The 24,727-nt window shown below is 68.7% G+C and carries 21 protein-coding genes; 13 read left to right on the plus strand and 8 right to left on the minus strand.

Features of this window, described 5'->3' with window-relative positions; all coding sequences use genetic code 11:
• Window positions 1-72: 72 nt before the first annotated feature.
• Window positions 73-807 carry a tRNA-uridine aminocarboxypropyltransferase gene (locus QE444_RS09440; protein WP_187978720.1) on the plus strand — a complete coding sequence of 245 codons (735 nt, stop codon included), beginning with the start codon at window positions 73-75 and terminating at the stop codon, window positions 805-807.
• Here QE444_RS09440 and QE444_RS09445 read toward each other — a convergent pair.
• Complete coding sequence (locus QE444_RS09445) at window positions 804-1,700, minus strand: DMT family transporter (protein ID WP_280311466.1); 897 nt, start codon at window positions 1,698-1,700, stop codon at window positions 804-806. The two genes, QE444_RS09440 and QE444_RS09445, sit on opposite strands and share 4 nt — an antisense overlap.
• 172 nt (window positions 1,701-1,872) lie before the next feature.
• Between QE444_RS09445 and erdR the strand changes: the two genes are divergently transcribed.
• A complete protein-coding gene (gene erdR / locus QE444_RS09450) occupies window positions 1,873-2,523 on the plus strand; it encodes a response regulator transcription factor ErdR (protein WP_133859994.1) in 651 nt (216 codons plus the stop codon).
• Between the two features lie 94 nt (window positions 2,524-2,617).
• Entirely contained in the window at window positions 2,618-2,998 is a 381-nt protein-coding gene (locus QE444_RS09455) for a diacylglycerol kinase (protein WP_178083871.1), read from the plus strand.
• 12 nt (window positions 2,999-3,010) lie between these two features.
• On the opposite strand, the gene QE444_RS09460 is transcribed toward QE444_RS09455, so the two are convergent.
• Entirely contained in the window at window positions 3,011-4,210 is a 1,200-nt protein-coding gene (locus QE444_RS09460; RefSeq protein WP_280311467.1) for a putative zinc-binding metallopeptidase, read from the minus strand.
• Between the two features lie 313 nt (window positions 4,211-4,523).
• On the opposite strand from QE444_RS09460, the gene QE444_RS09465 reads away from it, so the two are divergent.
• The 8 genes from QE444_RS09465 (at window position 4,524) to hutC (ending at window position 16,212) form a co-directional block, all read left to right on the plus strand.
• Window positions 4,524-7,004, plus strand: a complete 2,481-nt coding sequence (locus QE444_RS09465; protein WP_280311468.1) for a circularly permuted type 2 ATP-grasp protein — start codon at window positions 4,524-4,526, stop codon at window positions 7,002-7,004.
• Window positions 7,004-7,885, plus strand: a complete 882-nt coding sequence (locus tag QE444_RS09470) for a transglutaminase family protein (protein WP_280311469.1) — start codon at window positions 7,004-7,006, stop codon at window positions 7,883-7,885. The genes QE444_RS09465 and QE444_RS09470 overlap by 1 nt, the downstream gene beginning before the upstream one ends.
• Window positions 7,886-8,496: 611 nt before the next feature.
• Entirely contained in the window at window positions 8,497-9,729 is a 1,233-nt protein-coding gene (gene hutI / locus QE444_RS09475) for an imidazolonepropionase (protein ID WP_309738091.1), read from the plus strand.
• On the plus strand, window positions 9,719-10,663 hold the full coding sequence (hutG, locus tag QE444_RS09480) for a formimidoylglutamase (RefSeq protein ID WP_309738093.1): 945 nt from the start codon (window positions 9,719-9,721) through the stop codon (window positions 10,661-10,663). The genes hutI and hutG overlap by 11 nt, the downstream gene beginning before the upstream one ends.
• Window positions 10,664-10,696: 33 nt before the next feature.
• On the plus strand, window positions 10,697-12,361 hold the full coding sequence (hutU, locus tag QE444_RS09485) for a urocanate hydratase (RefSeq protein WP_309738095.1): 1,665 nt from the start codon (window positions 10,697-10,699) through the stop codon (window positions 12,359-12,361).
• 84 nt (window positions 12,362-12,445) lie between these two features.
• Window positions 12,446-13,837 (plus strand): cytosine permease, encoded by a 1,392-nt coding sequence (locus QE444_RS09490; RefSeq protein ID WP_309738097.1) that lies wholly within the window; start codon window positions 12,446-12,448, stop codon window positions 13,835-13,837.
• 49 nt (window positions 13,838-13,886) lie between these two features.
• Complete coding sequence (gene hutH, locus QE444_RS09495) at window positions 13,887-15,422, plus strand: histidine ammonia-lyase (RefSeq protein WP_309738099.1); 1,536 nt, start codon at window positions 13,887-13,889, stop codon at window positions 15,420-15,422.
• 76 nt (window positions 15,423-15,498) lie between these two features.
• Window positions 15,499-16,212, plus strand: a complete 714-nt coding sequence (gene hutC, locus QE444_RS09500) for a histidine utilization repressor (RefSeq protein WP_309738102.1) — start codon at window positions 15,499-15,501, stop codon at window positions 16,210-16,212.
• A 132-nt stretch (window positions 16,213-16,344) separates the two neighbouring features.
• On the opposite strand, the gene QE444_RS09505 is transcribed toward hutC, so the two are convergent.
• From QE444_RS09505 to QE444_RS09515, 3 genes are all read right to left on the minus strand, one after another.
• The gene (locus QE444_RS09505; protein ID WP_309738104.1) at window positions 16,345-16,953 is read right to left on the minus strand and encodes an NAD(P)H-dependent oxidoreductase; all 609 of its coding nucleotides are present in this window, start codon (window positions 16,951-16,953) and stop codon (window positions 16,345-16,347) included.
• Between the two features lie 467 nt (window positions 16,954-17,420).
• Window positions 17,421-18,794 carry a PepSY-associated TM helix domain-containing protein gene (locus QE444_RS09510; protein WP_309738106.1) on the minus strand — a complete coding sequence of 458 codons (1,374 nt, stop codon included), beginning with the start codon at window positions 18,792-18,794 and terminating at the stop codon, window positions 17,421-17,423.
• Between the two features lie 89 nt (window positions 18,795-18,883).
• On the minus strand, window positions 18,884-19,291 hold the full coding sequence (locus QE444_RS09515) for a hypothetical protein (RefSeq protein ID WP_309738108.1): 408 nt from the start codon (window positions 19,289-19,291) through the stop codon (window positions 18,884-18,886).
• Window positions 19,292-19,394: 103 nt separating this feature from the next.
• Between QE444_RS09515 and QE444_RS09520 the strand changes: the two genes are divergently transcribed.
• On the plus strand, window positions 19,395-19,940 hold the full coding sequence (locus tag QE444_RS09520) for a GNAT family N-acetyltransferase (protein ID WP_309738111.1): 546 nt from the start codon (window positions 19,395-19,397) through the stop codon (window positions 19,938-19,940).
• Here the strand turns inward: QE444_RS09520 and cobF are convergent.
• Entirely contained in the window at window positions 19,907-20,668 is a 762-nt protein-coding gene (cobF, locus tag QE444_RS09525) for a precorrin-6A synthase (deacetylating) (RefSeq protein ID WP_273862621.1), read from the minus strand. The genes QE444_RS09520 and cobF overlap by 34 nt on opposite strands.
• A 73-nt stretch (window positions 20,669-20,741) precedes the next feature.
• Window positions 20,742-20,879: a hypothetical protein gene (locus QE444_RS09530; RefSeq protein ID WP_263259209.1), complete on the minus strand. Its 138-nt coding sequence runs from the start codon at window positions 20,877-20,879 to the stop codon at window positions 20,742-20,744.
• Between QE444_RS09530 and QE444_RS09535 the strand changes: the two genes are divergently transcribed.
• Entirely contained in the window at window positions 20,872-22,005 is a 1,134-nt protein-coding gene (locus tag QE444_RS09535; RefSeq protein ID WP_285387596.1) for an MFS transporter, read from the plus strand. The two genes, QE444_RS09530 and QE444_RS09535, sit on opposite strands and share 8 nt — an antisense overlap.
• Here the strand turns inward: QE444_RS09535 and QE444_RS09540 are convergent.
• The gene (locus tag QE444_RS09540) at window positions 22,002-24,614 is read right to left on the minus strand and encodes an excinuclease ABC subunit UvrA (protein ID WP_280311477.1); all 2,613 of its coding nucleotides are present in this window, start codon (window positions 24,612-24,614) and stop codon (window positions 22,002-22,004) included. The genes QE444_RS09535 and QE444_RS09540 overlap by 4 nt on opposite strands.
• Window positions 24,615-24,727: the final 113 nt, after the last annotated feature.

The raw sequence follows: 24,727 nt of genomic DNA on the forward strand, positions 1-24,727 counted from the left end.
GGGTAACCTGCCTGGCCGCCGCGGGCATCCCGATCGCTCTGGTAAACTGCGCTTTTGCCCCGCGAGCCCGGCATGACCCCGATCAGCGACACCCCTCTGCATGCCGTGGCCCGTCTGCGCCAGGAGCGCCTGGCGCGCAGCATCAAGCCCTTCATCGCCCGTGGCTCGCGCATGGCGCGCTGCCCGAATTGCCGCCTGGCACCCAGCCACTGCCTCTGCGACCTGCGTCCCCTGCGCCAGACCCACGCCGGCATGTGCCTGCTGATGCACGACGTCGAGCCGCTCAAGCCGAGCAACACCGGTTGGCTGATCGCCGACGTGGTGGCCGACACTCATGCCTTCGGCTGGAGTCGCACGGCGGTGGATCCGGGGCTGCCGGCATTGCTCGCGCAGCCGGAATGGCAACCGCTGCTGGTGTTTCCCGGCGAGTACGCCGCGCCCGAGCGGGTGGTCGAGAGCCTGCCGCTGGCGCCCGGTCAGCGCCCGCTGTTCGTGCTGCTGGATGCCACCTGGACCGAGGCGCGCAAGATGTTTCGCAAGAGTCCCTATCTGGACCGCCTGCCGGTGCTGAGCTTCCAGCCCAACGCCCTGTCGCGCTATCGCCTGCGGCGCTCGACCCGGGGCGAGCACCTGTGCACCGCCGAGGTCGCCGCCCTGTGCCTGGAACTGGCCGGCGAGGCACCGGCCGGTCGGTTGCTGGAGGCCTATCTGGATGTCTTCAGCGAGCGCTACCTGGACGCCAAGCATCACCTGCCGCTGGCGGCGGACAGCCCGGCCAGCCGGCAACTGAAGGCCCTGCGAGATTAGTTGACCGGCTTGATCTCCACCGGCGCCTGGCGCGGCCAGAGCTGGGCCGCGAGCATGCCGGCGAACATCAGGCCGCAGCCCAGGTAGCCACGACCGCTGAGGGCCTCGCCCAGCAGCCAGGCACCGAAGAAGGCGGCGAACACCGCCTCCAGGGAAAAGATCACCGCCGCATGGGAGGCGATGGCGCCGCGCTGGGCGAACACCTGCAGGGTGTAGCCGATGCCGGCGGCGATCAAGCCGCCATAGAGCAGCTCGGGCAGGGCGAGGACGATCCCGGTCGACTGGATCGGCTCGAAAGCCAGTGCCAGCGCCAGGCTGAGCACGGCGCAGACGCCGAATTGCAGGATCGACAGCACCGTGGCGTCGTGGCGACTGGAATAGTGCCCCACCAGCAGCACATGGATCCCCCAGGCCAGGGCGCCGGCCAGTTGCAGCAGATCGCCCGAGGCCACGTGGAAGTTGTCGCCGATGCTCAGCAGCCCCATGCCGACCACCGCCAGGCTGGCGCCGATCCAGGTGCCCAGGTGGCTGCGCTGGCCGAGCAGCAGCCCCAGTAGCGGCACCACGATGACATAGAGGCCGGTGATGAAGCCGGAATTGGTCACGCTGGTGAACAGCAGGCCGACCTGCTGCAGGTTGATGCCCAGGGTCAGTACCAGGCCCATCAGCAGGCCGCCCTTGAAGGTGTCGCGGGTCAGACGCTGCTGGCGGCCGCGGCGGCGCAGGAACAGGAGCAGCGGGACCAGGGTGAGGGCGCCCAGGGCGAATCTCAGGCCGGTATAGAGAAAGGGACCGATGTGCTCCATGCCGCCGGTCTGGGCGATGAAGGCGCTACCCCAGATGAGGGCGGTGAGCAGCATGAGCAGATCGGCACGCAGGGCGGCGCTGGGCATGGGACGTCTCTTGGGCAAAACGGCAACTGTGCCGCAAACCGCAGGGCCTTGCCTACCGTCCGCGGTCCGCCCGGCCTTGCCCCCGTCCGCGCCGTTCGGCATGCTTGCGTGCAGCCCGTGCGCCAGCTACCTGGTCGACGTGGGCGCTCACGACAACAAGGAAAGCTACACCATGGCGGCTGCCTACCAGATACTGATCGCCGACGATCATCCGCTGTTTCGCAGCGCGCTGCAGCAGGCCCTGACCCTGGGCCTGGGCGCCCAGGCACGGCTCACCGAGGTGGCCGACATCGCCGAGCTCCAGGCCTGCCTGGCCGAGCGCACCGACTGGGATCTGGTCCTGCTCGATCTCAACATGCCCGGCGCCTATGGCTTTTCCGGACTGGTCCTCCTGCGGGGCCAGTATCCCCAGGTGCCGGTGGTGATGATCTCGGCCCAGGAGGAACCGGCGGTGGTGCAGCGCGCCCGGGAATTCGGCGCCAGTGGCTTCATTCCCAAGTCCAGCGATCTGAGCACCCTGCAGCAGGCGGTCAGTCAGGTGCTGGATGGCGATACCTGGTGGCCGCCCCAGGTGGAAGGCGCTCCCGCCCTGAGCGAGGAAGCCAAGGCTGCCAGCGCCGGACTCGCCAGTCTCACCCCCCAGCAATTCCGGGTGCTGACCATGCTCTGCGAAGGCCTGCTCAACAAGCAGATCGCCTTCGAGCTCAATGTCTCCGAGGCCACGGTCAAGGCCCATGCCACGGCGATCTTCCGCAAGCTCGGCGTCCGCACCCGCACCCAGGCGGCGCTGCTGCTGCAGCAACTGGAGAGCACCTCCAGCTGACCCAGGCGCTGTCGGCGCCTGAACCGGGCGCGACCCTCGACTTTCACTTTCTGGCAGCTGCCGTCCATCCGGATCTGCGGTTCGCCCCTGCTGGATGGAGCTTTCGGTGATCTCTCCCTACAAAGGCAAGACCGGCCTGCGCCGGGTCATCAATGCCACCGGCTATTCCCTGGCCGGCCTGCGCACGGCCTTTCGCCAGGAAGCGGCCTTTCGTTCGCTGGTGATGCTCAATGTGGTGCTGGTGCCCCTGGCCTTCTGGCTGGACGTCAGTCGCGGCGAGCGGGCGTTGCTGGTGGCGGTCTGCCTGCTGTCGCTGGTGGTCGAACTGTTCAACGCGGCCATCGAGGCGGTGGTGGACCGCATTTCCCTGGATTGGCACGAACTGTCGAAGAACGCCAAGGATCTGGGCAGCGCTGCGCAGTTCGTGGCCATGATCATCATCGCCGTGGTCTGGGGCATCGTCCTGCTCGGGTGAGCAGGACCCCGGTCAGAGGGTAGCGCCCAGGGTGGCACCCGCCGTGGTGTCATCCGCGGCCAGGCCCTGTTCCAGCACGCTGGGCTGGGCCGAGTGGATGACCTTGTGGATGAAGTGCAGCTTGGCGATCACCGGGGCGGGCAGGGCGAAGGGATAGAAGTCCGGCTGGCCCATGCTGCGCGACAGCTCGTTGAGCATGGCCGCCAATTCGATCCAGGCATTGGCGAAGCCGAGGAATTCGTCGTCGCTGCGATCCTCGGCCTCGTACAGCGCCTCGCGGGTGAACGGCTGGAAGTCCAGCTGCAGGCTGCCGGCGTTCATGCCCAGGCTGGCGGCGGTGGCCAGGGTGTCCATCATGTGCAGGTAGTGCGCCCAGGTTTCCGCCCAGTCCTCCCAGGGGTGCATGGTGGCGTAGGCGCTGACGTACTGGCTCTCCCAGCCTGCCGGTGCGCCCTGCTCGTAGTGGTGCTGGAGCGCCTGGCCATAGTCGGCGCGTTCGTCACCGAACAGGGCGCGGAAGGGTTCTTCCCAGTCGGTGCCGGCGACCAGGCGATCGAAGTAGTAGTGGCCGACCTCGTGGCGGAAGTGCCCGAGCAGGGTGCGATAGGGTTCGTGCATGTCGGCGCGGACCTTTTCCCGGTGGGCATCGTCCGCTTCGAGGATGTTCAGGGTGATGAGGCCATTGGCGTGCCCGGTGGTGGGGGTGCCGGTGGCATCGGGGGCGAGGAAGTCGAAGGCGAGGCCGTGCTCGGCATCCACGGTCTGGGGGATCACCTGCAGCCCCAGGCCCAGCAACTGGGCGACCAGTTGCCGCTTGGCCAGCTCCAGCTTGCGCCAGCGCTCGCCGTTGCCGTCGAAGGACAGGTCCGGGATGGTGTGATTGAGCTGGCAGGCCACGCAGAAGTTTTCTCCCGAGTCGGCCGGTACCAGCCAGTTGCAGGCGGCGGGCATGTCCAGGTTGGCGCAGCGGCGATAGAGCGCGCTGGTCGCCTCGGGCAGTTGCCAGAGGCCGCCTTCGCCCGGCAGCAGCGCCGTCGGCGTGCCCTGGTCCGGGGCGTAACCCAGGGCGTTGCCGCAGGCCAGGCACTCGCTGTTGGGAAAGAAGATGGCCTGGCCGCAGGTGCAGTTGGCGACCTTGCGCTGGACGGGCAGGGCGCGCAGGGCGTTGCGTTGCTGACGATTCGAGCTGTAGCTTCCGAGAAAATTGCGCATGGGGCTGATACCTGGCGAGAGCGGCCGCGTCGGACGTCGGCGGAGCGCCGGCGTCTTGCTAGCGGATTAGTAGAGCGGCTCGACCCGGGAGTTCCGGGTTGTTCGTCGCCTGGGACGGCCGGCGAGGGCTCTGGGATCGGCTCCCGCACCGGGCGACGCGCCACAGGCAGCGGCGGCCAGCGTTAGCGGTGGCGCATCCCGACGCACATCACTACCCTAGGTTACCGGTCGCGACCGGCGCGTGCGGTCCGGCGTGCCCGTCGAGGCGACCTCTCCGAACCTGCTCGCGCACCCTGTCAGCCGTCCTCCGACCATGCCCCCGAACGCTTCCCGCAATGCCAGTGACATGACCGGCAGCTACCACGAACTCTGGAGTCCGCGGGGTGGCGTGCGGCCGCCCTGGCGCCGCTTCTACGGCCATCTGGCCGGACTGCGACCCGCGCAGCTCGATCAGCGCCAGGCGTTGATCGCCCGGCAGATCCAGGAAAACGGCGTGACCTACAATGTCTATGCCGATCCCAAGGGCAGCGACCGGCCCTGGGCACTGGACCTGCTGCCGCAACTGATCTCGGCGGAGGAGTGGGCGCCCCTGGCGGCGGGCGTGGCGCAGCGGGCGCGTCTGCTGAACCGGGTACTGGGCGATCTCTATGGCGAACAGCGGCTGCTGCACGAGCGGCTGCTGCCGCCGGAGCTGGTGTTCGGCCACAACAACTTCCTCTGGGCCTGCCAGGGAATGCGCCCGCCGGGCGATACCTGGCTGCACGTCTATGCGGTGGATCTGGCGCGCGCGCCCGATGGCCGCTGGTGGGTGCTGGCCGATCGCACCCAGGCGCCCTCCGGCGCCGGCTATGCCCTGGAAAACCGCCACATCGTGGCGCGGGCCTTTCCCGAGTTGCACCGCGATCTGCAGGTCCAGCCACTCAATGGCTACTTCCAGGCCCTGCAGCGCACCCTGAGCACCGGCCTGGACACCGGCGAGGAGGCACCGCTGGCGGTGCTGCTGACGCCGGGACGCTACAACGAGACCTACTTCGAGCACCTCTACCAGGCCCGGCAACTGGGCTTTCCGCTGGTGGAAGGCCAGGACCTCACGGTGCGCGACGCCTGCCTCTATCTGAAGACCCTGAGCGGGCTGAGGCGCGTCCACGCGGTGTTCCGCCGGCTGGACGACGACTTCTGCGATCCGCTGGAATTGCGCACCGATTCGGCGCTGGGCGTACCCGGCCTGCTGGAAGCGGTGCGCCAGGGCAACGTCATCATGGCCAACGCCCTGGGCAGCGGCCTGCTGGAATCGCCCGGTCTGCTGGGCTTTCTGCCCGGCGTCTGCCAGGCGCTGCTGGGCGAGACCCTGGCGCTGCCCTCCGTCGCCACCTGGTGGTGCGGCGAGACGCCGGTGCGGGAAGCGGCCCTGGCGCGGCTGGCGGAGCTGGTGATCAAGCCGGCCTATCCGGCCCAGGGCTTCGAGCCGGTGTTCGGCAAGGCGCTGGATGCCGCGGGACTGGTCGATTTGCGCGCGCGCATCCTGGCCACGCCCCATGCCTATGTGGCCCAGGAGCGCATCCAGCTGTCCCAGGCGCCGGTCTGGCAGGGCGGCAGTCTGCAATCGCGCGCCATCGGCATGCGCGTCTATGCGGTGGCCAGCGAGGACGGCTACTGGGTGATGCCCGGCGGTCTGACCCGGGTCGCCCACGAGGGCGCCGCGGTGGTGTCCATGCAGCGCGGCGGGTCGAGCAAGGACACCTGGGTGCTGGGTGGCAGTCGCGGCGCCGCCGAGGTGCCCGGAGCGCGGGTGCTGGGGGTGCGCGACCTGGTGCGCAAGGACCCCTTCCTGCCCTCGCGTACCGCCGAGAATCTGTTCTGGTACGGTCGCTACAGCGAGCGCTGCGAGGATGCCGCGCGCCTGCTGCGGATCGTCCTGAGTCGCCACCTCGATGCCGATGACGGCGGGCCGGCGGTGCAGTCGGCCATCGATCTGGCCACGGCCCTGGAATTGCTGCCGGCGGGTGGCCGGCTGGCGGAGCAACTGCGCGCGGCCCTGGGGCCGGGTGACTTTCCCAGCGGCCTGGGCGCCAATCTGCAGCGCCTGCATTGGGCCGCGGCCCAGGTGCGTGGCCGGCTGTCGCCGGAGAACTGGCGCGCCATTCGCGAGGTGGAGCGCGAGGCCCATGGTCTGGGCCAGGTCGGCAGCGAGCCGGGCGAGGCGCTGCAGAGTCTCAACCGCCTGGTGATGGCGCTGGCGGCGGTGGCCGGCTTCACCTTCGACGACATGACCCATGACGAGAGCTGGCGCTTCCTGATGATCGGCCGGCGCATCGAGCGGGTGCAATTCCTCGCCGGCAGCCTGGCGCACTTTCTCGAAGGCGGCGCCACCTGGGACGCGGCCGGCCTGGAATGGCTGCTGGAACTGGGCAACAGCATCATCACCTATCGGTCGCGCTACCAGGCGGCGCCCCAGCTGATCCCGGTGCTGGACCTGCTGATGCTGCACGAGCACAACCCCTATTCGATCCGCTTCCAGCTGCATGCGCTGATCAACGCCGTGGAGCACCTGGAACGCTACTACGGCCTGCCCCGCGATCCGGCGCTGCACGATACCTACGATCGCCTGCGCCGCTTCGACCTCGCGACCCTGGAGAACACCCTGTTCGGCGACGCCGGTCGGGTCGAGGTGCAGCAGGGGCTGGCGCGCCTGCTGCGGCAGGTCGCCGAGGCCAGCAGCCAGCTGTCCGAGCGGGTCATCTATCGCTGCTTCGCCCATGTCGACGCCGTCAGCCAGCGCACGGTGTCCATGTGATGAATCAGGTCCGCTATCGCATCCAGCACGACACCCACTATCGCTACGCGACGCCGGTGTCGCTGTCGCAGCAGCTGCTGCACCTGTTGCCGCGCGACTGCGCCTGGCAACGCTGCCTGTCCCGGCAACTGGTGATCCTGCCGCAGCCGACCCAGCGCCAGGACGCCTGGGACGCCTTCGGCAATCCGCTGACGCGATTGTCCTTCGAGCGACCCCACGACGAACTCTATGTCGGCACCGAGCTGGAAGTGGAGGTGGATTCCCGTGCCGGTCTAAGGCTGGCGGATTCGCCCGCCTGGGAGGAGGTCCGTGACGGCCTGCGCTATCCCGCCGCCCAGGTGTCGCTGGACGTCCATCACTTCCGCTTCGAATCCCCAGCGGTGCCGCTGGACGGCATCTTCGCCCGCTTCGCCGAGGAGTGTTTCCCACCGGGCCGTCCCCTGTTGCTGGGCTGCCGGGCGCTGATGGAAAAGATCCACCGCGAATTCCGCTTCGACGCCACCGCCACCCAGGTGGCGACGCCCCTGCGCGAGGTGCTGGAGCACCGCCATGGCGTCTGCCAGGACTTCGCCCATCTGATGCTGGCCTGCCTGCGTGGCCTGGGGCTGGTGGCGCGCTACGTCAGCGGCTATCTGCTGACCCGGCCGCCACCCGGCAAGCCGCGGCTGATCGGCGCCGATGCCTCCCACGCCTGGGTCAGCGTGCATTGCCCGCTGCAGGGTTGGGTCGACTTCGATCCCACCAACGACGTCCTGCCGGACCTGGAGCACATCACCCTGGCCTGGGGCCGCGACTTCACCGACGTCTCGCCATTGCGCGGGGTGATCCTCGGCGGCGGCGATCACGATCCGGTGGTCGAGGTGACGGTGACGCCGCTGTAGCGTTTTTGACTTGGCAGGAATTCCAGCTAAGGAACACCTAGCTACAGCACGGTAGCGTGGAAAACGGCGCAGCCTTTGCCACTGGGACTGCGTGGCGAGGGGCGCCCTCACCCCAGCCCTTTCCCGCGGGGAGAGGGGGTTGTTCGAGCAGGCGTTCAGCGCTATCTACGAAACGCCTGCTTGCAGCGCCGTAGCGTGGAAAACGGCGCAGCCTTTTCCACTGGGGCCGCGTGGCAAGGGGCGCCCTCACCCCAGCCCTCTCCCGCGGGGAGAGGGGGTTGTTCGAGCAGGCGCTCAGCGCTATCAGGCCGGGCAAGATCGGCATCAGCTATCGCACCGGCTTGTAGAGGCGACGCTGACCGTGGCGATTTTTAAAGTGGCGCCATAGGTGCGGCCGGCGTTGGCTGAGTCGTGGCAACAGGCAACTCGCTGTTGCGTCCCCGCAGAGTCCTTATTGTCTATACAAAATGAGTGTCGCCTTTCCCCGGTGCTGAGCTTCCATTGCGTCACCGTCAGCGTTCTGCTGGCTTCTAAGGCAAGGAGAGGCTTCATGTGCTTGACGATCAATCAACTCTGGATTAAATGTATATACATTAACCGGAGGGGTCATCATGTCCGCCGCTACCCAGTCGCTGCTCTGGCGTCACGTTACCCTGTTCGATGGCCTGCAGACCCTGCCCAAGCCCATGGCGGTCTGGGTCAAGAATGACCAGATTGCCGGTGTCTGGCCGGAGTCCGAGTTTTATTCCGAGCTGGCCCAAGGCGCCGAACTGGCCCAAGGCGCCGAACTGGCCGGGGAGGGCGGGGTGATGACGCCCGGCCTGGTGGATTGTCATACCCATCTGGTCTATGCCGGTCAGCGTGCCGGAGAATTCGAGCAGCGGTTGGAGGGCGCTAGTTACGCGGAAATCGCCCGCGCCGGTGGCGGCATCCTCGGCACCGTAAGGGCCACCCGTGCAGCCAGCGAGGCGGACCTTTTCGCCCTGAGCCTGCCGCGCCTGCAGGCCTTGGCCAACGAGGGCGTTACCACCGTGGAGATCAAGTCCGGCTACGGCCTGACGGTGGCCGACGAACTCAAGCTGCTGCGGGTCGCCCGCCAATTGGGCGAGGCGCTGCCGGTCCGGGTGATCACCACGCTGCTGGGCGCCCATGCCGTGCCGTCGGAATTTCAGGGCGATGCCGACGGCTATGTCGAGCTGGTCTGCCAGGAGATGATCCCGGCCGCGGTGGCCGAAGGGCTGGCCGATGCGGTGGACGTCTTCTGCGAGGGGATCGCCTTTTCGCCGGCCCAGTGCGAAAGAGTCTTCCAGGCGGCGCACGCGCACGGTCTGCCGATCAAGGCCCATGCTGAACAGCTGTCCAACCTGGGCGGCAGCGCCCTGGCCGCGCGCCTGGGCGCCTTGTCGGCGGACCATGTTGAGTATCTCGACGAAGCCGGGGTGCGCGCCCTGGCCGCCGCCGGCACCGTCGCCGTGCTGCTGCCCGGCGCCTTCCTGATGCTGGGCGAGACTCAACATCCACCGGTCGAACTGCTGCGTCGCCACGGGGTGCCCATGGCGCTGGCCAGTGACGCCAATCCCGGCACCTCGCCGCTCTATCTGCCTACCCTGATCGCGCACCTGGGCTGCACCCTGTTTCGCCTCACGCCCCGCGAGGCCCTGGCCGGCATGACCGCCCACGCCGCCCAGGCCCTGGGGCGCCCGGAGCTGGGCCGCATCCAGGTGGGCGCCCCGGCGGAGCTCTGCTTGTGGGACGTCGGTCAGCCGGCGGAGCTGGCCTATGAGGTACGTCCGGGCCGCCTGCGTCAGCGCGTCTTCGGCGGCGAGGTGCAGCATGTTCGCTGATCGCCAGACCCTGGAGCTCTGGACTGGCCGTACCGATCCGGAAGCCGATGCCTTGCGCTGGCACCAGCGCATCGAGCCGCTGGCTGCGGACAGCGCGCCCGGCGTGGCCCTGCTGGGCTTCGCCTGTGACGAGGGCGTGCGGCGCAACCAGGGTCGCCCCGGCGCTGCCGAGGGTCCTGGCGCCCTGCGGCGTGCCCTGGCCAATGTCGCCTGGCAACGCCAGGGCCCGGCCTATGACGCCGGTGATATCCGCTGCGCCGACGGTGATCTGGACGGCGCCCAGCAGCGCCTGGCCGAGGGTGTGTGCCTCTTGCTGGAGGCCGGTCACCTGCCGCTGGTACTGGGCGGCGGTCATGAGGTGGCCTGGGCCAGTTGGTCAGGCCTGGCGCTGCACCTGGCCAGGACCCTGCCCAAGCCGCGCATCGGCATCGTCAATTTCGACGCCCACCTGGACCTGCGCGACCCGACTCGGGGAGCGACCTCCGGTACGCCCTTCGCCCAGGTCGCCGCGCACTGCGCCCGCCATGGCTGGTCCTTCCACTATGCCTGCCTGGGGCTGAGCCTGGCGGCCAATACCCGCACCCTGCTCAGGCGTGCCGCCGAGCTGGACGTGCTGATCCGCGAAGACCATGAGATCCGCGAAGGCAGCCTGGAGCGCATTGGCGCCGAACTGGACGCCTTCGCGGCTCGCTGCGATGCCCTCTATCTGACCTTCGACCTGGATGTGCTGCCCGCCGGCGATGCACCCGGGGTCAGCGCCCCCGCCGCCCATGGCGTGAGCCTCGCGCTGCTGGAACCCCTGATCCGTCGGCTCAAGGCCAGCGGCAAGTTGCGCCTGGCCGATGTGGCCGAACTCAATCCCGCGCTTGACCAGGACGGCCGCACGGCCCGGGTCGCGGCGCGGCTGATCCATACCCTGGCACTGGACCTCTAGGGCCTGCCGCGAACAACAAGAGAGGAAGATTCCATGACCCGCTTTCGTGAAGGTGAGATCCGCGCGCCCCGCGGCACCCAGCTCAATGCCAGAAGCTGGCTGACCGAGGCGCCACTGCGCATGCTGATGAACAATCTCGATCCCGCGGTCGCGGAAAATCCCGAGGAGCTGGTGGTCTACGGTGGCATCGGCCGGGCGGCGCGCGATTGGGAAAGCTACGACCGCATCGTCGCGACCCTCAAGGAACTGGGCGACGACGAGACCCTGCTGGTGCAATCGGGCAAGCCGGTGGGGGTATTCAGGACCCACGCCGACGCGCCGCGGGTGCTGATCGCCAACTCCAACCTGGTACCGCACTGGGCCAGCTGGGAGCACTTCAACGAACTGGATGCCAAGGGCCTGGCCATGTACGGCCAGATGACCGCCGGCAGCTGGATCTACATCGGCAGCCAGGGCATCGTCCAGGGTACCTACGAGACCTTTGTCGAGGCCGGGCGTCAGCATTACCAGGGTGACCTGCGTGGCCGCTGGGTGCTCACCGCCGGTCTCGGCGGCATGGGCGGTGCCCAGCCGCTGGCCGCGACCCTGGCCGGCGCCTGTTCGCTGAACATCGAATGCCAGCAGAGCCGTATCGACTTCCGCCTCAAGACCCGCTATGTGGACGAACAGGCCAGCGACCTGGACGACGCCCTGGCGCGCATCGCCCGGCACACCGCCGCCGGTGCCGCGGTCTCCGTCGCCCTGCTGGGCAACGCCGCCGAGATCCTGCCCGAACTGGTCCGCCGCGGCGTGCGCCCGGATATGGTCACCGACCAGACCAGCGCCCACGACCCCCTCAACGGCTATCTGCCGATCGGCTGGACCTGGGCCGAGTACCGGGATCGTGCAGTCACCGATCCGGCGGGGGTGGTCACGGCCGCCAAGCAGTCCATGGCCGTGCACGTCCAGGCCATGCTCGACTTCCAGAAGCGCGGCGTCCCGACCTTCGACTACGGCAACAACATCCGTCAGATGGCCCAGGAAGCCGGCGTCGCCGATGCCTTCGCCTTCCCGGGCTTCGTCCCGGCCTATATCCGCCCGCTGTTCTGCCGCGGCATCGGCCCCTTCCGCTGGGCCGCGCTGTCGGGCGATCCCGAGGACATCCAGCGCACCGACGCCAAGGTCAAGGAGCTGATCCCCGACGATGCCCATTTGCACCGCTGGCTGGACATGGCCCGCGAGCGCATCGCCTTCCAGGGCTTGCCGGCACGCATCTGCTGGGTCGGCCTGGGCCAGCGGGCCAGGCTGGGCCTGGCCTTCAACGAGATGGTGCGCAGCGGCGAACTCAAGGCGCCCATCGTCATCGGTCGCGACCACCTGGACTCCGGCTCGGTGGCCAGCCCCAACCGCGAGACCGAGGCCATGCAGGACGGCTCCGATGCCGTCTCCGACTGGCCGCTGCTCAATGCCCTGCTCAATACCGCCAGCGGTGCCACCTGGGTCTCGCTGCACCACGGTGGCGGGGTGGGGATGGGCTTCTCCCAGCACTCCGGCATGGTCATCGTCTGCGACGGCAGCGACGCCGCCGCAGCCCGTATCGCCCGGGTCCTGCACAACGACCCGGCCACCGGGGTGATGCGCCACGCCGATGCCGGCTACGACATTGCCATCGAATGCGCCCGCGAGCAGGGCCTGAATCTGCCCATGATCAAGAGTTGAGCGTCCTGACGCCGGTGGTAGCACCGGCGTCCCGTTCCCGACAACAACAAGAGCGCCGACCTTCGGCGCCGTGGAGCGCGAACCATGCCCAAGGCCAACACCCCCCTGATCGAGCGGCGCTCGATCGACTTCATTCCCGAGACCGAGCGGCACGGTCGGCTCTACAGTCAGTTCACCCTCTGGCTGGGCGCCAACCTGCAGATCACCGCCATCGTCACCGGTGCCCTCGCCGTGGTGCTGGGAGGTGATGTCTTCTGGTCGTTGATCGGGCTGTTCATCGGCCAGTTGCTGGGCGGTGGGGTGATGGCGCTGCATGCCGTCCAGGGCCCCCGGCTCGGCCTCCCGCAGATGATCTCCAGCCGGGTGCAGTTCGGCGTCTATGGCGCGGCGATTCCCATCGTGCTGGTGTGCCTGATGTACCTGGGCTTCACCGCCACGGGCACCGTGCTGTCCGGCCAGGCGATCGCCCAGCTGGCCGGCATCAGCGACAGTGCCGGCATCCTGGTCTTCGCCACTTGCATCGTGGTGGCCACGGTCCTCGGCTACCGGGTGATCCACTGGGTCGGTCGACTGGCCAGCGTCCTGGGCATCCTCGCCTTCTGCTACCTGTTCGCCCGGTTGATCAGCCTGGGCGACCTGGGCGCCTTGCTGCAGATCCGCCACTGCAGCTGGGCGTCCTTTCTACTGGCCTTGTCCCTGGCCGCTTCCTGGCAGATCGCCTATGGCCCCTATGTTGCGGACTATTCCCGTTATCTGCCGAGCGCTACTTCGAGCTGGAAAACCTTTGCCGCCGTGGGGGCCGGTTCGATACTCGGCGCCCAGGCGGCCATGATCCTCGGCGTGCTGGCTGCAGCCCTGGCGAACGGCCAGTTCGCCGGGCGCGAGGTGGCCTATATCGTCGGCCTTGGCGGCAGTGGTGTTACCGCGGCGCTGCTGTACTTCAGCATCGCCTTTGGCAAGATCACCATCTCCACGCTCAATTCCTATGGCAGCTTCATGTGCATCGCCACGGTGATCAGTGGCTTTCGCGGTCATCTGGAGGTGTCGCGGCTCCAGCGGCTGTTCTTCGTGCTCGCCATCGTTGGCGCCGCCACCCTGGTGGCGCTGCTTGGCCAGCGGGAATTCCTCGGCGCCTTCAAGTCATTCATCCTCTTCCTGCTGACCTTCTTCACGCCCTGGAGCGCGGTCAACCTGGTGGACTACTACGCCGTCAACCACGGCCGCTACGACCTGTCCGCCCTGGCTGATCCTGACGGGCGCTACGGTCGCTGGAATCGGGCCGGCCTGCTCGCCTACGGCGTCGGGGTGCTGATCCAGCTGCCGTTCCTCTCGACCAAACTCTACACCGGCCCGCTGGTGGCGCATCTGGGCGGCGTGGACATCTCCTGGATCATCGGCCTGCTGGTGCCGGCGGTCCTCTACTACCTGCTGGCCCGTCGCCAACCACTGCCGAACACGCGCCCGGCGGCAATCTGAATTTCTCGATCAACGCCGACACCTGCGGTGTGCGGCTCTGGAGTCCTAGATGAACACCCTGACCCTGAAACCTGGCACCCTCGATCTGACCCAGCTGCGCCAGGCCTATCAGCAGCCGTTGCGCGTCGAGCTGGATCCGGCGGCCTACCCAGCCATCGATGCCAGCGTGGCCTGCGTGGAAAACATCCTGGCCGAAGGCCGGACCGCCTATGGCATCAACACCGGCTTCGGCCTGCTGGCCTCGACGCGGATCGCGCCGGCGGATCTGGAAAAGCTGCAGCGCTCCCTGGTGCTGTCCCATGCCGCCGGGGTGGGCGAGGCGCTGGACGACGACGACCTGGTGCGGCTGATCCTGCTGCTCAAGGTCAACAGCCTGGCCCGTGGCTTTTCCGCCATCCGCCGCCAGGTCATCGAAGCCCTGATCGGCCTGATCAATGCCGAGGTCTATCCGCACATTCCGCTCAAGGGTTCGGTAGGGGCCTCCGGTGACCTGGCGCCGCTGGCTCACCTGTCGCTGGTGCTGATCGGCGAGAGCAAGGCGCGCTACCGGGGCCAGTGGCTGCCGGCCCGCGAGGCGCTGGCGGTGGCGGGTCTCGAACCCATAACCCTGGCCGCCAAGGAGGGCCTGGCGCTGCTCAATGGCACCCAGGTGTCCACCGCCTATGCCTTGCGCGGGCTGTTCGAGGGCGAAGACCTGTTCGCCGCGGCCACGGTCTGCGGCGGCCTGAGCGTCGAGGCCATGCTCGGCTCCCGGGCACCCTTCGATGCGCGCATCCATGCCGCGCGGGGCCAGCGCGGCCAGATCGACGTGGCCGCGGCCTATCGCGAGCTGCTCACTGACAGCAGCGAGGTCTCCCGTTCCCATGCCAACTGCGACAAGGTCCAGGATCCCTATTCGCTGCGTTGCCAGCCCCAGGTGATGGGTGCCTGCCTGACCCAGTTGCGCCAGGCCGCCGAGGTCCTGGAGGTGGAAGCCAACGCCGTGTCCGACAACCCCCTGGTATTCGCCGAGGAGGGCGACGTCATCTCCGGTGGCAACTTCCACGCCGAGCCGGTGGCCATGGCCGCCGACAACCTGGCCCTGGCGCTGGCCGAGATCGGCGCCCTGTCGGAGCGGCGCACCTCGCTGATGATGGACCGGCACATGTCCCAGCTGCCGCCCTTCCTGGTGGAGAACGGCGGGGTCAATTCCGGCTTCATGATCGCCCAGGTCACCGCCGCGGCCCTGGCCAGCGACAACAAGGCCCTGGCCCATCCGGCCAGCGTCGACAGCCTGCCCACCTCGGCCAACCAGGAAGACCACGTGTCCATGGCGCCCAATGCCGGCAAGCGACTGTGGGCCATGGCCGAGAACGTGCGCGGCATCCTCGCCATCGAGTGGCTGGGCGCCTGCCAGGGCCTGGACTTCCGTCACGGCCTGAAGAGTTCGGAGCGCCTGGAAAGGGCGCGCAGCCTGTTGCGCGAGCAGGTGCCCTACTACCAGGAAGACCGCTTCTTCGCCCCCGACATCGAGGCCGCCAGCGCGCTGCTGGCCAGCGGCTGCCTGAACGCGCTGGTCACGCCGCGGCTGCTGCCCAGTCTCTGAGAGGGACGCGGTCCGGCAGCCAGAACGCCGGACCGCGCGTTATCATCGGCGTCCCATTTTTCGGCCTGGAGTTCGCGTGAGCAGCACGACACCCCCGCGCTACAAGGTGATCGAGGACTTCCTGCTCGAACGCATCCTGGGTGGTGCCTACCCGGTGCATCACCAGATCCCCACCGAGGAGCAGCTGGCGCGGGATTTCGCCGTCAGCCGCATGACCGCCAACAAGGCCATCACCCGCCTGGTGCAGCAGGGCTACCTGATGCGCCAGGCGGGCCTCGGCACCTTCGTCATCGAGCGCAAGGCCGAATCCTCGCTGCATGAGGTGATGAACATCGCCGCCGAGGTACGCGCCCGGGGGCATGCGTATTCCAACGAGGTGCTGCGCAGCGAGGCCATCGCCGCCGACGACGAGGTGGCCTTGCGCCTGGGGCTGCGGATCGGCAGCCAGGTGTTCCACAGCATCCTGGTGCATCGCGAGAACGGCCTGCCCATTCAGCTGGAAGATCGTTACGTCAATCCGCGCTGGGTGCCGCACTACCTGGAAAGCGATTTCAGCCGCCAGACCCCCAACGAGGTGCTGGTGGCCAGCTGTCCGATCAGCGATGTGGAGCACATCGTCGAGGCGGTACTGGCCAATGCCCAGACCGCACTCTGGCTGGATATCGCCGAAGGCGCGGCCTGCCTGTCGATGATCCGCCGGACCTGGTCGGACGAACACCTGGTCAGCTATGTGCGGCTGCTGCATCCGGGCGACAGGTACAAGCTGAGTTCGACGACCCGGCATCGCTGAGGGGCGTGGAGTGGGGAGGGGTGTTGGGCTTCGCTGCGCTCAGCCCAACCTACGAGACTGTTCACACGCGCCGATTTGTCCCCTCTCCCTCGGGGAGAGGGTTGGGGTGAGGGTAGCCCCTGCAGCCAGCGATCAGAGCTTGCCCACCAGCGCCACGGCATTCTGTTTGGCCTGGTCGCGTGAAGCCTGGTCGACCTCGGCACCGAACAGGGTCTTTTCCACCACCACGGTACGCATCCGGTCGATGCCGACCATCTCGCACCAGGTGCGCAGATAGGATTCCTGGTGCTCCTGGCGATCCAGGGCCGCACCGCGGGCGGCGATCACCAGTGCCTGGCGACCGCCGAGCAGGCCATTGAGGCCGCGCTCGTCGAAGGTGAACAGCAGGTCCTTCTGGCTGACCACGTCGAACAGCTGCTTGAGCTTGTAGGGGATGCCGAAATTCCAGCAGGGCACGCCGAACACCAGCACATCGGCGGCCTTGAAGCGCTGTGCCAGCGCCTTGGCCACTGTCCAGGCGTGCGCCTGCTCGGCGCTGAGGGACTCGCCCTGGATGCCGGCGTACTTGGCGTCGAGGATGGGACCGTCGAATTCCGGCAGGTCGCAGTGCCAGGCATCGAGGGTATCCACCTCGGCGTCGGGATGTTCGCCCTGCCAGGCCTGGATGAAGGCGGTGGCGACTTCCAGCGAGGCGGAACGATCCTGGCGGGGCGAACCTATCACGTGCAGCAGTCGGGGCATGGGCGGATCCTCGAGGGATGGGGATTGCGATAACTATAAGCGTCTCGCTGGGGAGCGCCAGCCTCGAAGGGGGGTGTGCCGATGGATGGTCTGGGGGGATTCTCGGCCTGACAAACCGTGTTGGGCGGACCCTCACCCCAGCCCTCTCTCGGAGGGAGAGGGGGTGGTCTGGCGCGGGCAGGAGGCTGCATTCCACGCGTTCGGGATGGACCCAGGTGGAAAACGCTGCGCGGTTTTCCACGCTACGGCTGCGATTTGGGACGGACCCTCACCCGGAGGGAGAGGGGGTGGTTTGGTGTGAGCGGGAGCCTGCGTGCGCTGTAGAGTGGACAACGGCGTAGCCTTGTCCACGCGTTCGGCGTCGCCCAGGCGGAAAACGCTGCGCAGTTTTCCACGCTACGGCTGGATGAGGGAGGCTCCGTAGGTTGGGTTGAGCGCAGCGAAGCCCAACAACCACCCAGCCCACCTCAAGCCGAACCGGCCTCCGTGCGCAGCGCCGGGCCGCGCAGGCCGAGCAGGGTGTCCAGCAGCAGGAACAGCAGCAGGCTGCCGCCCAGCACCGGCAGGCAAAGACCGATCAGCAGGGCCGTCGCCGGCACCAGCAGACGCGGCAGCGGCGACAGGTGGCGCCAGAGGGCGAGCAGCCCGGGTTGCGCCGGATCGCGGCTGGGCCGGCGGCGCCACCAGAGCAGATAGCCCCAGACGGTCATCACCAGCAGGCCGAGGGCGATGGCCGCCAGCACCAGCTGGTTGGCCAGGCCGAACAGCACGCCCATGTGGGCATCGATGCCCCAGCGGGTCAGCTTGGCCGGCAGCGAGTACTGGGCGAAGCGCACCTGATCGATCACCTTGAAGCTGGTCGGGTCGACGGCGACGGCATCCACCCGGGTCGGCCAGCGCCGGTCGATCTCACTGACCGTCCAGGCCTTGTCGGCACTGCGGGCCGGGCGGATCTCCAGCTTGCCGGCGTTGATGCCGGCGGCGCGGGCGCTGGCCAGTACCCGGTCGAAGGTGGCCGGATCCAGAGCCGGCCCCATGGCCATGTGCATGGCGCCATGGTGATCGGCGTGCTCGTCATGGGCCATGGTGGGTGTCAGCGCGGTGCCCAGGGCGGTCTTCACGCCTGGCGTGGACCAGCCGTAGTGGGCGCGCAGCACGCCGATGTTGTCGCCGGCGAAGCGCGACCAGGTCAGGCCGGTGGCGGAGAGGAACAGCAGGCCACCCAGCAGCCAGACGCCGGTGCAGGCGTGCAGGCCGCGCAGGCCCCGGGCCGGGCGGCGCTGGCGGCGGCGTGCCAGCCAAAGGGTCAGGCCGCCGAGGGCCGCGACCCACAGCCAGGAGGCGGCCAGCTCGCTGTAGAGACGACCGGGCTCGCCCAGCAGCAGGCTGCGGTGGAACTGGTCGATGGTGGTGCGCAGCGGCAGGATGCCGCTGGTGCCATAGACCGCCAGATCGCCGCGGATGGCGCCGGTGACCGGGTCGATGAACAGCGCTCGATGGGTCGACTCGCCCAGCGCCGGATCATTGAACATCACCCGGGTGGTATCGCCCTCGGCAGGGGCCGGGCGCACCGCGCCCAGGGTCAGGGTGGGGCCTACCGCGGCCTGGGCGATATGGATCTGCTCGGCCAGCGGCAAGGGCTTGCCGCGGCTGGGGGTGTGCAGGGCCTCGGCATAGAGGTGCGCCTCGAGTTGCGGCGTGAGGGCATAGATCAGGCCGCTGGCGGCGGCCACCAGCAGGAAGGGACCGACGAACAGACCGATGAGAAAATGCAGCCGCGCCAACAGCTGCAGCAGCGGCCCCGGCGTCTTGGCGGCCGGAACGGAGGGGTGCGAAGTCATAGCGTTCACCACGGAGCGACGCGCAGCCAGCGAGAGGCCACGCGCGGGATTACGAAAAAGGAGGACAGCCGTCTTTCGTCGCCGGGGTGTCAGGGGGCCTGGGGATGGAGCGTGGAGCGTCGTGCGCGCGGTGGCGGCGGCAGGGCGCTCTGGTAGCGAGGACGATGAGGATCGCCGGGGCGCAGCAGCCACTGCAGCACGACGGCGGCCAGCGAGGCGAGGAACAGGGTAGCGGCGAAGACGCAATCACCCGTGGGGGAAAGGGTGGTCACGCTGCCGCTCGGCAGGCCCGCATGCATGCCGGCCATGTCACCCTGGGCGGTCTGGGCGTGCAGACCGTGATGGTGCTCGTGTGCCTGGGTAAGGGGCGGCAGGACCGGCAGGGTCAAGCGCGCCAGCATCTGACCGTGGCCCAGGGCGCAGACGAGTCCGTTCAGCAGGATGCAGGCGAGCAGCATCCAGGCGAGCGAGGCGCGCGGTGAACGGACGGTTTTCATGGCGAGGGACTGTATCATCGTCGCGGGCGGCGCACAGCCCGGCCGGCGCGGCCCTGCGCCGAAATGTCGCGCCCCTGCCACTGCCAGAGAGACGCACAGGACCATGAGCGAAGCGCCACCCATTACCCTCGAACGGCTCACCGTGGCAGATGACGAGACGCTGAGTTTTTTGCTGGCGAGCTATCACGAGCTGTTCGGTAGCCAGGTCGAGGCGACGGCCGTACCCCGGGATCTACGGCGCTTCGCCGACCACTATGGCGCGGGTCATGGCTGCCTGCTGATCGCCCGGGGCGCCGCCGGAGAGCCCCTCGGCAGCATCGGCTACCGGCCCTACGACCGGCGCTTTGCCCAGCTGGCCTATCCCGGCGAGCGGGTGGTGGAGGTGGTCCGGCTGTTCGTGGTGCCCCGGCAGCGGCGCCAGGGCCTGGCGCGGCGGCTGTTCGCAGCGCTGCTGACCCAGGCGCGGCGCGATACCGTGGAGCGCCTCTACCTGCACACCCATCCCTTCCTGCCCGGGGCCGAAGCCTTCTGGCTGGACCAGGGCTTCCGAGTCGTCGCGCGGGAGTCGGCCTTGCCCTGGCAGACCCTCCATCTGGACCGATGGCTGGACAGCCCTCAGGCGTCCGCCGGCCCCCGACAGAGCAGATAGGTGTCCATGATCCAGCCGTGTTCTTCGCGCGCAGCGCTGCGCACCCGGTGGATCTCCTCGGCTACCTCCTGCAGCGGACCGGCGATGAGGATCTCGTCCGCCGTACCGACGTAGGCACCCCAGTAGATATGCAGACCGGGCTCGTCCAGGCGGCGATAGGCTTCGTGGGAATCGAGCATCACCACCAGACTGTCCAGGTGCGCGGGGAAGCGCTCCAGGCGCCGGCCGGGGGTGATCTCCAGGGCCTGGCCGATGCGATTGAGCGGCACCCGGTGGCGCGCGGCCAGGGCCTGGACGCTGGAGATGCCGGGGATCACCTCGTAGTCGAAGTCCAGCCGGCCTTCGCGCCTGATCGCCGCCAGGATGCGCAGGGTGCTGTCGTACAGCGCCGGATCGCCCCAGACCAGGAAGGCGCCGCATTCGTCGTCCGCCAGCTCGTGCTCGATCATCTCCACCATCAGCGCCTGCTTGGCGGCGTTGAGGTCGTCCACCGCCTGGCGATAGTCGCCTTCGCGGCGGCGCTCGGGGATGGGCGCGGTGACGAACCGATAGTCCGCCTGGCGGATGTGGCGGGCGCAGATGGTTTCGCGCAGGTGGATCAGGCTGTCCTTTTCCGTGCCCTTGTCGAACAGGAAGAAGGTACTGGCGCGATTGAGGGCGGCGACGGCCTGGAGGGTGAGGTAGTCGGGATCGCCAGCGCCGATGCCGATGACCAGCAGGGTTTTCATGGGGTGGCCTCGAAGGAAAGAGCGGCGCCCAGTGTAACGGGGGATGTCTTCTCCGTAGAGACTCGGGCAATCGTCATGCTAGTTTCGACCGGTTTGCCTGCTGCCAGGCAGGGATGGACAGGATCAAGGAGGACAGGGGCGTGACGATGACGGCGAGCTGGCGACGGATACCCCGCGGGGTCTGGATTCTGGGTGGGGTGAGCATGTTCATGGATATCTCCTCGGAGATGATCCACAGCCTGCTGCCGCTGTTCCTGGCCACCGGCCTGGGCCTGAGCGTGCTCTATATCGGCATCCTCGAAGGGGTGGCCGAGGCGACCGCGCTCATCACCAAGATCTTTTCCGGCGTCATCAGCGACTACCTGGGCAAGCGCAAGGGCCTGGCGGTGCTGGGCTATGGCCTGGGCGCCTTGAGCAAGCCGCTGTTCGCCCTGGCCAGCGGTGCCGGCCTGGTGTTCGGCGCGCGCTTCATGGATCGCATCGGCAAGGGCATCCGCGGGGCGCCGCGCGACGCCCTGGTGGCCGACGTCACGCCGCCGGAGATCCGCGGCGCCGCCTATGGCCTGCGCCAGTCGCTGGACACCTTCGGCGCCTTTCTCGGTCCGCTGCTGGCGGTGGGGCTGATGCTGCTCTGGGCCAACGATTTCCGCGCGGTGTTCTGGGTGGCGGTGATCCCGGCCTTTATCGCCGTGGCCCTGCTGTATTTCGGGCTGGATGAGCCCCAGGCGGCCATCGTCCAGGCACGCACCAATCCGCTCACTCGCAGTCAGCTGCGCAAACTGCCGGCGGCCTTCTGGCAGGTGGCGCTGCTCGGCGGCGTCTTCACCCTGGCGCGCTTCAGCGAGGCCTTCCTGGTGCTCAAGGCCGAGCAGGTGGGCGTGCCCCTGGCGCTGGTGCCGCTGGTGATGGTGGGCATGCAGCTGGTGTTCTCGCTGTCGGCCTATCCGCTGGGGGCGCTGTCCGACCGGGTCAGCCATCGCGCGCTGCTGGCCTGGGGCCTGGTGCTGCTGATCCTGGCCGACCTGGCCCTGGCCTTCAGCAGCAGCTGGACCGGTCTGGCGCTGGGCGTCCTGCTCTGGGGCCTGCACATGGGCATGACCCAGGGCCTGCTCGCCGCCATGGTCGCCCGCACCGCCCCGGCCGAATTGCGCGGTACCGCCTTCGGCCTGTTCAACTTGGTCAGCGGTGTCGCCCTGCTGCTGGCCAGCAGCATTGCTGGCGCGCTCTGGCACTTCCTCGGCTCCGCCGCCACCTTCCAGTTCGGTGCCCTGGCGGCGACGTTGACGCTGCTGGTGCTGGCGGCCTGCCGCCGCAGCGTGGCACCGCTGGCAGGCTAGTCGAACAGGGGCCGCAGATAGGGCGCCGTGGGGCTGGCGGGATCGTCCGCCACCGCGCGGGGCGTGCCGCAGGCGACGATGCGGCCACCGGCCGTGCCGGCGCCGGGGCCGATGTCGATCAGCCAGTCGCTGCCGGCCACCACCTGCAGGTTGTGCTCCACCAGCACCACCGTGTTGCCTTCGTCGGCCAGGCCGTGCAGCTGGCGCATCAGGCGCTCCACGTCGGCCGGGTGCAGACCGGTAGTGGGTTCGTCCAGCACATAGAGGGTGGTGCCTCGGCTGGTGCGCTGCAGTTCGGTGGCCAGCTTGATGCGCTGAGCCTCGCCGCCGGAGAGTTCGGTGGCCGGCTGGCCCAGGCGCAGATAGCCCAGGCCGATGTCGGCCAGCACCCGCAGCGCGCGCGCCACCGGGGCTTCCTCGGCGAAGAAGGCCAGGGCCTCGTCCACCGTCAGGCCGAGCACCTCGGCGATGGTCTTGCCCTGCCAGCGCACCTCCAGGGTCTCGGGGTTGTAGCGCGCGCCCTGGCAGGTGGGGCAGGCGGCATAGACGCTGGGCATGAACAGCAGTTCGACGCTGACGAAGCCCTCGCCCTCGCAGGTCGGGCAGCGGCCCTTGGCGACGTTGAAGGAAAAGCGTCCGGCGTCGAAGCCGCGTTCCTGGGCCTCTGGGGTGGCGGCGAACAGCTTGCGCACCCCGTCGAATAGCCCGGTGTAGGTGGCGAGGTTCGAACGCGGCGTGCGGCCGATGGGCTTCTGGTCCACTGGCACCAGCCGGCGAATGCCGCCGAGGCCACCGACCACCTGCCCGGTGGTGGCGGGCAGGGCATCGCCGTCCAGTTCCGGGGCTTCGTCGCCATCTTCGGCGGCGCGCTGGCCCAGGTCGGCGCCCACCAGTTCCAGCAGCGCCTGGCTGACCAGGCTGGATTTGCCCGAACCGGAGACGCCGGTCACCGCCGTCAGGCAGCCCAGCGGAAAGGCGGCGTCCAGACCCTGCAGGTTGTTGCGGGTGACCCCGGCCAGCCGCAGCCAGCCCTGGGGCTCGCGGGGCGGCCGGGTCTCGCGTTGCGGCGCGGCGAACAGATAGCGCGCCGTCACCGACTCCTCGACCTCGGCCAGACCGGCGGGCGGGCCGCTGTAGAGTACCCGGCCACCGCCTTCGCCGGCCGCGGGACCGACATCCACCAGCCAGTCGGCACGCTTCATGGTGGCCAGGTCGTGCTCCACCACGAACAGCGAATTGCCCTGGGCCTTGAGGCCGTCGAGGGCTTCCAGCAGCGCCTCGCCATCGGCCGGATGCAGACCGGCGGAGGGTTCGTCCAGCACATAGACCACCCCGAACAACTGGGACACCAGCTGGGTCGCCAGGCGCAACCGCTGCAATTCGCCGGAGGAGAGGGTGGTGGTGCTACGCTCCAGTGCCAGGTAACCGAGGCCGAGGCGAGTCAGGGTCTGCAGCCGTTCCAGCAATTCGGTGGCCATGCGTTGGGCGGCCAGGCGCTTTTCCGGGGAAAGATCGGGGGTACGGCGCACGTCCGGGGCACTGGCGTGATCGCTGCCGCCGGCGGCCTTGCGCCGGGCGCGATCCTGCTTACCGGCCTTGGCGTCCAGCACGCGGGCATCCTTCGCCTCGTCGAAATCGCCGGCAGCGACCCGGCGCAGCAGCACGGTGAGGTCGTCCAGCGGTAGCCGCGACAACTCGCCGATGTCCAGGCCGGCGAAGGTCACCGAGAGCGCCGCCCGGGTCAGCCGCTTGCCGTGGCACAGCGGGCAGGTCTGGCCGATCATGAAGCGCGCCGCGCGCTGCTTCATCTTGGCGCTCTGGGAGTTGGCGAAGGTGTGCAGCACATGGCGCCGCGCCCCGGTGTAGGTGCCCTGATAGCTGGGCTCGGCCTTGCGCTTGAGCGCGGCGCGGGTCTGCTCGGGGGTGAGGCCGGCATAGACCGGCACCGTGGGCTGCTCCTCGGTGAAGAGGATCCAGTCGCGCTGCTGTTGCGGCAGGTCGCGCCAGGGCGTGTCGACGTCATAGCCCAGGGTGACCAGGATATCGCGCAGATTCTGCCCGCCCCAGGCGGTGGGCCAGGCGGCGATGGCGCGCTGGCGGATGGTCAGCGAGGGGTCCGGCACCATGGAGGCCTCGGTCACCTCGTAGACCCGGCCCAGGCCGTGGCACTCCGGGCAGGCACCCTGGGGCGTGTTGGGCGAGAAGTCCTCGGCATAGAGCATCGGCTGGTCGGCGGGGTAGCGCCCGGCGCGGGAGTAGAGCATGCGCACCAGGCTGGACAGCCCGGTCACGCTGCCCATGGACGAGCGACTGCTGGGCTGGCCACGCTGCTGCTGCAGGGCCACCGCCGGTGGCAGGCCTTCGATGGCCTCCACCTGGGGCACCCCGACCTGGTCGATCAGCCGCCGCGCATAGGGCGCCACGGATTCGAAATAGCGCCGCTGGGCCTCGGCATAGAGGGTGCCGAAGGCCAGCGACGACTTGCCCGAGCCCGACACCCCGGTAAAGACCACCAGGGCATCGCGGGGGATGTCCACATCGACGTTCTTCAGATTGTGCTCGCGGGCACCGCGGACGGAGACGAAACCGGGACGGGGGGAGGAGGGCATGACGGGCGGAAACCTTGTCTGAGAGCGTGCAGATTCGGACCGCGGCACGGCGCAAAGGATCGCCGGGCGATGGCGGACGACGGGACGGAGGTCTCAGCGGCCGCCTGCCCAGT

This window comes from Pseudomonas sp. SORGH_AS_0199, assembly GCF_031453735.1.
GTDB lineage: Bacteria > Pseudomonadota > Gammaproteobacteria > Pseudomonadales > Pseudomonadaceae > Chryseomonas > Chryseomonas aestiva.

Coding starts and splice junctions, on each gene's coding strand:
- hutU (WP_309738095.1), top strand. CDS start 10,697: ATGACCCGCTTTCGTGAAGGTGAGATCCGCGCGCCCCGCGGCACCCAG.
- QE444_RS09540 (WP_280311477.1), bottom strand. CDS start 24,614: ATGCCCTCCTCCCCCCGTCCCGGTTTCGTCTCCGTCCGCGGTGCCCGC.
- hutG (WP_309738093.1), top strand. CDS start 9,719: ATGTTCGCTGATCGCCAGACCCTGGAGCTCTGGACTGGCCGTACCGAT.
- QE444_RS09455 (WP_178083871.1), top strand. CDS start 2,618: ATGGAGCTTTCGGTGATCTCTCCCTACAAAGGCAAGACCGGCCTGCGC.
- QE444_RS09515 (WP_309738108.1), bottom strand. CDS start 19,291: ATGAAAACCGTCCGTTCACCGCGCGCCTCGCTCGCCTGGATGCTGCTC.
- QE444_RS09490 (WP_309738097.1), top strand. CDS start 12,446: ATGCCCAAGGCCAACACCCCCCTGATCGAGCGGCGCTCGATCGACTTC.
- erdR (WP_133859994.1), top strand. CDS start 1,873: ATGGCGGCTGCCTACCAGATACTGATCGCCGACGATCATCCGCTGTTT.
- cobF (WP_273862621.1), bottom strand. CDS start 20,668: ATGAAAACCCTGCTGGTCATCGGCATCGGCGCTGGCGATCCCGACTAC.
- QE444_RS09440 (WP_187978720.1), top strand. CDS start 73: ATGACCCCGATCAGCGACACCCCTCTGCATGCCGTGGCCCGTCTGCGC.
- QE444_RS09520 (WP_309738111.1), top strand. CDS start 19,395: ATGAGCGAAGCGCCACCCATTACCCTCGAACGGCTCACCGTGGCAGAT.
- QE444_RS09470 (WP_280311469.1), top strand. CDS start 7,004: ATGAATCAGGTCCGCTATCGCATCCAGCACGACACCCACTATCGCTAC.
- QE444_RS09505 (WP_309738104.1), bottom strand. CDS start 16,953: ATGCCCCGACTGCTGCACGTGATAGGTTCGCCCCGCCAGGATCGTTCC.
- QE444_RS09535 (WP_285387596.1), top strand. CDS start 20,872: ATGTTCATGGATATCTCCTCGGAGATGATCCACAGCCTGCTGCCGCTG.
- QE444_RS09510 (WP_309738106.1), bottom strand. CDS start 18,794: ATGACTTCGCACCCCTCCGTTCCGGCCGCCAAGACGCCGGGGCCGCTG.
- QE444_RS09445 (WP_280311466.1), bottom strand. CDS start 1,700: ATGCCCAGCGCCGCCCTGCGTGCCGATCTGCTCATGCTGCTCACCGCC.
- hutI (WP_309738091.1), top strand. CDS start 8,497: ATGTCCGCCGCTACCCAGTCGCTGCTCTGGCGTCACGTTACCCTGTTC.
- QE444_RS09460 (WP_280311467.1), bottom strand. CDS start 4,210: ATGCGCAATTTTCTCGGAAGCTACAGCTCGAATCGTCAGCAACGCAAC.
- QE444_RS09530 (WP_263259209.1), bottom strand. CDS start 20,879: ATGAACATGCTCACCCCACCCAGAATCCAGACCCCGCGGGGTATCCGT.
- QE444_RS09465 (WP_280311468.1), top strand. CDS start 4,524: ATGCCCCCGAACGCTTCCCGCAATGCCAGTGACATGACCGGCAGCTAC.
- hutH (WP_309738099.1), top strand. CDS start 13,887: ATGAACACCCTGACCCTGAAACCTGGCACCCTCGATCTGACCCAGCTG.